This window comes from Mesobacillus sp., from assembly GCF_047739415.1.
Lineage (GTDB): Bacteria > Bacillota > Bacilli > Bacillales > Cytobacillaceae > Mesobacillus.
On record NZ_JBIQOE010000011.1, the window covers coordinates 1 to 5,818 of the forward strand.

5 protein-coding genes are annotated in these 5,818 nt (G+C 38.4%); all 5 read right to left on the reverse strand.

From position 1 onward, the window contains the following. Positions 1 to 302 precede the first annotated feature (302 nt). Positions 303 to 953, reverse strand: a complete 651-nt coding sequence (locus tag ACH0QE_RS00895) for an NUDIX hydrolase (protein ID WP_415777925.1) — start codon at positions 951 to 953, stop codon at positions 303 to 305. Positions 954 to 1,106: 153 nt separating this feature from the next. Next, on the reverse strand, positions 1,107 to 1,310 hold the full coding sequence (locus ACH0QE_RS00900) for a hypothetical protein (protein ID WP_415782123.1): 204 nt from the start codon (positions 1,308 to 1,310) through the stop codon (positions 1,107 to 1,109). Between the two features lie 3 nt (positions 1,311 to 1,313). Then, a complete protein-coding gene (gene istB / locus ACH0QE_RS00905) occupies positions 1,314 to 2,069 on the reverse strand; it encodes an IS21-like element helper ATPase IstB (RefSeq protein WP_415782124.1) in 756 nt (251 codons plus the stop codon). Next, positions 2,066 to 3,616 carry an IS21 family transposase gene (gene istA / locus ACH0QE_RS00910; protein WP_415782125.1) on the reverse strand — a complete coding sequence of 517 codons (1,551 nt, stop codon included), beginning with the start codon at positions 3,614 to 3,616 and terminating at the stop codon, positions 2,066 to 2,068. Before istA ends, istB begins: the two co-directional genes overlap by 4 nt. A 984-nt stretch (positions 3,617 to 4,600) precedes the next feature. Next, entirely contained in the window at positions 4,601 to 5,458 is an 858-nt protein-coding gene (locus tag ACH0QE_RS00915) for an MBL fold metallo-hydrolase (RefSeq protein ID WP_415798867.1), read from the reverse strand. Between the last annotated feature and the right edge of the window lie 360 nt (positions 5,459 to 5,818).

Sequence of the window (5,818 nt, forward strand, 5' to 3'; positions counted from 1 at the left end):
GTATTATGTAGGGTAATATTAACGCTATTAAGATATAGAAATAGGTTGATGGGGTTTTCATAACTCTAAAGTTTATTAGTGGCACAACAGTTTGTCTGGCAACACTAAAACTGAATGTCACCGATAAAAATGTGATTAACCAGATTATAGCTTCAAATTCATTTAACTTAGGGTTTATTTTTGAAAGGTTATTAATTAAGTAACCAAGAGTATTCAAAATCAATATGTACAGAATGGCTTTATTTTTTATTTAATTTCCCTCCGGAACACTTAAGTTTCTTGGCATTGGCAGATTCCACATTTCACTCTTTTTTCACTTCAAATCTACTAACTAATTCATAGGGTCTTGCTTTAAATGCTTCATATGGTATGTAGTTCGCATCCATAGCGTCTAGAGCCCTGTTTCTAAATTGCTCCCTCGTAATAAATTGTTCTATATTTTCTTTCGTTATTTTTGCAAAAAAGACTTCTGAAGTTTCACCCTCAGCTGTCCTGACTTCACCTGACTGATACTCACCTCTAAAGACTACACATGTTACTCCGCTCGTCACGTTTTGATAAATACCCGTTATCCCAAGTAAATCCACCTTAACCCCAGTCTCTTCAAATACCTCGCGATGAATGGCGTCTTCTAATGTTTCTCCTTCTTCTACCTGGCCACCGGGCATTTCCATAGTGTCTGAACGGTGAAAATTTCTGACAAGGAGTACTTCTCCTTCCTTATTTGTGATATATCCACTAACAGACATCAAATGTTTATGAAGATGATATGCCGCAGGGTATGGAGCAGTTGAAGACAAGAAATCTTGATCGAATTCTATGCGGAATTCGCCTAACTCTTTCATTGCTGATTGGTACTGTTCACTATTTTTAATTAGACTGTCGATCCTCTCATAATGTTCCGTGCTTCTGTATTCCCATATAACCAGAATTTCGTCCTTCGTTTCATTCACTGATTACGGCCAAAGGAATTTACCACTTACGCCATCTTTTTTACCACTTTACGCCAAAGTTTTTACCATACGTCGCCAAGCTATTTACCAATAGAAAACTCCTCCATCATTTTAGTAAGGTGGAGGAGTTTTGGATTTGATTAAAAAACAATATTAAGCTTTAAAGTATTGAATGATGATTTTTCTTGAACCTTCGTGAATATCCTGTTCAGTCCATGTGTAAGGATATGGTTCCTCTCCGTATACTTTTAGTAACTTTACCTTTAACTTCATGGGGAAAGGGCTCCAGTCTTTATAACCAGCCCAGTAATAGTTTTCTTCCATCTTTCTCAAGTCTTTAGGAGTCAGTATTGCCATTCCTTAAACCTCGATTCCTAATCCATGTCGTTCTCGCATAGAAATCTCACCGTCTAGTAAGAATTGATAGGAGTCATGAATAATACGGTCTAGTATGGCTTCTGCAATTGTACCGTTTCCTAACTTTGTGTGCCACCCACTTGGATCAATCTGAGAACAGTAAATGGTTGAGGCAGTTTTGTGCCGGGCTTCAGTAATTTCTAATACGATATTTGCTTCATCCTTTGAAAGGTCCGTAAGGAGCCACTCATCAATAATTAAAACTTCTGTCTTTGTATACTTCTTAATTAGCTTTCGATAGCTACCGTCGGCAGCTAGTTTAGCCAGGGATAATTCATCAAGTAATTCAGGCAATCGTACATACTTCACCTTGTAATGCTGACGACAGGCAGATACACCAAAGGCACAAGCCATATAGGTTTTTCCTGACCCTGTAGGTCCTTTCAGTATGATGTTATGATGATTTTCTATATAAAGCCCACTTGCCAATTTTAGAATCTGGTCCTTTTTAAGCTTTCTATCATCAAAATACTCAATATCCTCGATACATGCTTTCGTATCAGAGAACGTGGCATTCTTGATTAATCGATTTAAATGATTACTTTTCCGGCGTGAATATTCAAGATCCACAAGCAGAGAAAAGCGATCTTCAAAGCTCATGGATTGGTATTCTCGGTTTTGAGCTTGTTCCTTATATGCCTCTGCCATACCTGCTAATTTCATTTCCTGTAGTTTGGACAACATTTGATCATTCATCATTTATCTTTTCCTCCATAATAAGAAGCACCACGTGTAAAGCCGAAATTGGTGTCGTTCATTCCAATGTTTTGCTCTAACTCTAGTTCAGCGTCTTTTTTCTTATTGTTTTTCAACAGCGTTTGAATGCTTTTAACCGTAGGTCTTTTCGTCAAGGTGAGCAGTGTTTTACATGCCCGCTCTATTTCATATTTGCTATAACGGTGTTCCAGCTTCTTGAAGGAAAAGATAGATTGTAATGCTTGTTTTTCAGATTGATAGGAATCCAAAAGGTACTTTACAGTACTTAAAGTCGAAGATCCTATGCTTTCTGCCCATTCGATTGCCACTTCAGGTGTTTGGTCTACAAACAGTTTATGATTGTCTGGCATATGTTCCCGAACGGTTGATATCTGCCCAAATCTCCCATATAATCGTTTGTGTGAAGTCAACCACATATGATTGAAGTAAACAACGATCATATCCTCGGAAATCTTCACATCTACTTGTCGGCTGATATACTCATATGGAACAGAATAAAACATGCTTTCAACAGAGATATGGTAATCTGGACGTACTTTGGCAGTCTTCCATTCTGATATCTTGTATGGCATGTCTGGAAGAGGGGAAAGCGCAAATTTCTCCTCTTCTTCAAATGTAGAATAGCGACTTCCTTCTTTTCGAGTAAAAGGCCGATGATTAAATTCCTCTAATTTCTTTCTCAATTCTTCATTTAACTCTTCAATACTAAAACAGTGAATGTTCCTTAATGCCGCAATGATCCATGTGGAAATGGCTCCAACTGAGCCTTCAACACTTGCTTTATCCTTGGGACTGCGAACACGTGCCGGCATGATAATCGTATCATAATGGTTGGCCATTTCCTTATAAGTTGGGTTTAATACGAGCTCCCTTGAAGTATGTTTCGTCACGCCTGTCTTCAGGTTATCCGAAACAACAATCTGGGTGACTCCACCGAAATATTCATATGCGTGTATATGGGCACTAATCCAGGATTGTAAGTTCATTGATAGGAATGCTTCCGCATATGAAAGTTGGCTACACGGCAATGTAGCGACGAAAACATATGCTTTCAATTTTTCACCAGTATCCCTATCAATAATAAATGCCGTTGTACCCGCCCAATCCACCTCCATTATTTCTCCTGGTTTTCTACGAATACGTAAAGTCGCTTTATGTTTCTGGGCATATTCACTATAATGACGGATAAAACTCCGATAAGAGTAAGGAATTTTATTGTTCGCTCGACTTTCTGCCTCGTATTCATGATGTAATAGAGAAAGAGTAACGTTTGGCTTGGCCAACTCTTTATGAATGTAATCAAAGTTGAGTGCCTGCCTCCCTGAGGCTTCTAATGATTTCTCAGGAAAAAGAAACTCTTCAATCCACTTATCGTCCATTTCTCCATCTAATGGACAAGTCAATCCTTTCTTCACAGCCATTTCAATGACTTCTGTAACCTTCTGACGAGAGTGTCCAGTACTTGCAGAAATGCCTCTCATACTGATTTCCTCATCATGTAATTCCAGTATCTTACGATAATGGATCATAAAAAAATACCTCCAATATAAAAGTGTCATATCGTAAGATATGCTCACTAATTATATAGAAGGTATTGGGTGGTAAATAAGCTGTCTTTTAGTGGTAAATTCCTTATCATTTGGTGGTAAAAACTTTGTCACTAGTGGTACATTTAGATGGCCGTAATCAAATTAAGTTACTTTTTCCGGAGAGGAAGTTAACGAGCACTGAAATTTATAACTGGTCCAATGGTTTACTGTCACGAAAGACAATCAGACATATCTTAAGAAATCACTTTAATGTAGTTGGGACAAGAAGGCATCAGTTTTTTGAATAGGACATGTTGGATTCGGGCGGCTGTAAACTCATTTTTGTCTTATACATTCTGTCTATAAGACTGTTTACAGTCTTGAACCTCTTTTTAGGCTTATATATTTTTTCTATAAGCCCTTTTTGCCGCTTCGACCTCTTTTTGGGCTTATAGATTTTTTCTATAAGCCCTTTTTTGCCGCTTCGACCTCTTTTTGGGCTTATAGATTTTTTCTATAAGCCCTTTTTGCCGCTTCGACCTCTTTTTGGGCTTATAGACTTTCTCTATAAGCCCTTTTTTGCCGCTTCGACCTCTTTTTGGGCTTATAGACTTTCTCTATAAGCCCTTTTTGCGACTTTGACCTCTTTTTAGGCTTATAGACTTTCTCTATAAGCCCTTTTTGCGACTTTGACCTCTTTTTAGGCTTATAGACTTTTTCTATATGCCCTTTTTGCGACTTCGACCTCTTTTTAGGCTTATAGACTTTTTCTATATGCCCTTTTTGCGACTTCGACCTCTTTTTGGGCTTATAGACTTTCTCTATAAGCCCTTTTTACCGCTTCGACCTCTTTTTAGGCTTATAGACTTTTTCTATATGCCCTTTTTGCGACTTCGGCCTCTTTTGGGGCTTATAGGACCTTTTTGCGGTTCTTTGTTTTTTTGGAAAAGAAAATCCAAAGGCATACACCTTCGGATAAATAGTCTAGTGTCTTCCCTCATCCACGTACTTCCCATAGTCCGGTACTGCAATACTGTCGAATTCCCGTACTAATTTTTCCAGGCTGTTTGACAATAATTCACCAGACATCGGTATTCCATGCCCTGTCACGGCAACTGCTGGTTTCAAGGCCTCCAGCTTAATGACTGATTCCTTGGAGGATTTCCAATCTGGTGTCAGATACCTTGGGGGACCGCTTATTTCCTGTTCCTGTGTTAAAACTTTATACAGCGACTCCTGTTTAACAGTCACAAAGGCGTCTCCCGCGATCAGTAACCGATCTCTTTCCCTAAAAAAGGAAACATGGCCGGGCGTATGCCCTGGTGTGTGAATCCACTTGAATTCTGGCATATGCGGAATACTTCCGTCAGAAGGAAGTTTTTCTACATTATTCCCCAGGTCGATTGGGTCGTTTGGGAAAAGAGGCGATAACTTTGCTACCAAGCCACCTTCAACGGTCGAGTCTGGTTCAGGATAACTCTTTTGCCCGGTCAAATAAGGAATCTCCAGTTCATGTGCATAAACAGGAACTCCCCAATGCTCCACCAATTCGATAATCGCTCCAACATGATCAAAATGACCATGTGTTAAGATAATCGCTTTTGGACGGCTGTTTGTTCCAAAACGCTCTTTTGTCAAAGAAATAATCTCTTCCGCTGATTCAGGCATTCCCGCGTCAACTAGAACAAAGTCTTTTGTTTCTGGACTTCCTACTAACTGAAAATTGACAATCTGGACAGTATAATTAAATAGGTCTGGCAAAATCTCCATACCGACACCGCTGCCTATAGATGTAGCAGGAATATATTTATAATCACTGCCATAGTTCATTTCCTTATCTATTTCCATTCCAATACCTCCGTAAAACTCATTCCATACAGAGTTATTGTCTCTCTCTATAGGTAATTTATGATTGGACAGGTTGGAAAAGCCTAAATCCGGCGATATCAAAAAAAGGATCGAGAAACGTACCAAGTACGTTCCCGACCCTTTGTAATAAACAAAAAAAGTTGGAAACCGTTATCCAACCATTTATGAGCATTATTTATTATATAAAGAAGAGAGTTAAAAATTAAAGTTAGAAACACATTGATAACTAAATAATCTAGGGAAACAAAAAAAGTTGGAAATACTTGATTTAGTATACTAAATTATTCCTTTTTTATTAAAATTTGGGATAAGGCAGACGTTTTTTTACTTTTT

Coding starts and splice junctions, on each gene's coding strand:
- ACH0QE_RS00900 (WP_415782123.1), bottom strand. CDS start 1,310: ATGGCAATACTGACTCCTAAAGACTTGAGAAAGATGGAAGAAAACTAT.
- istB (WP_415782124.1), bottom strand. CDS start 2,069: ATGATGAATGATCAAATGTTGTCCAAACTACAGGAAATGAAATTAGCA.
- istA (WP_415782125.1), bottom strand. CDS start 3,616: ATGATCCATTATCGTAAGATACTGGAATTACATGATGAGGAAATCAGT.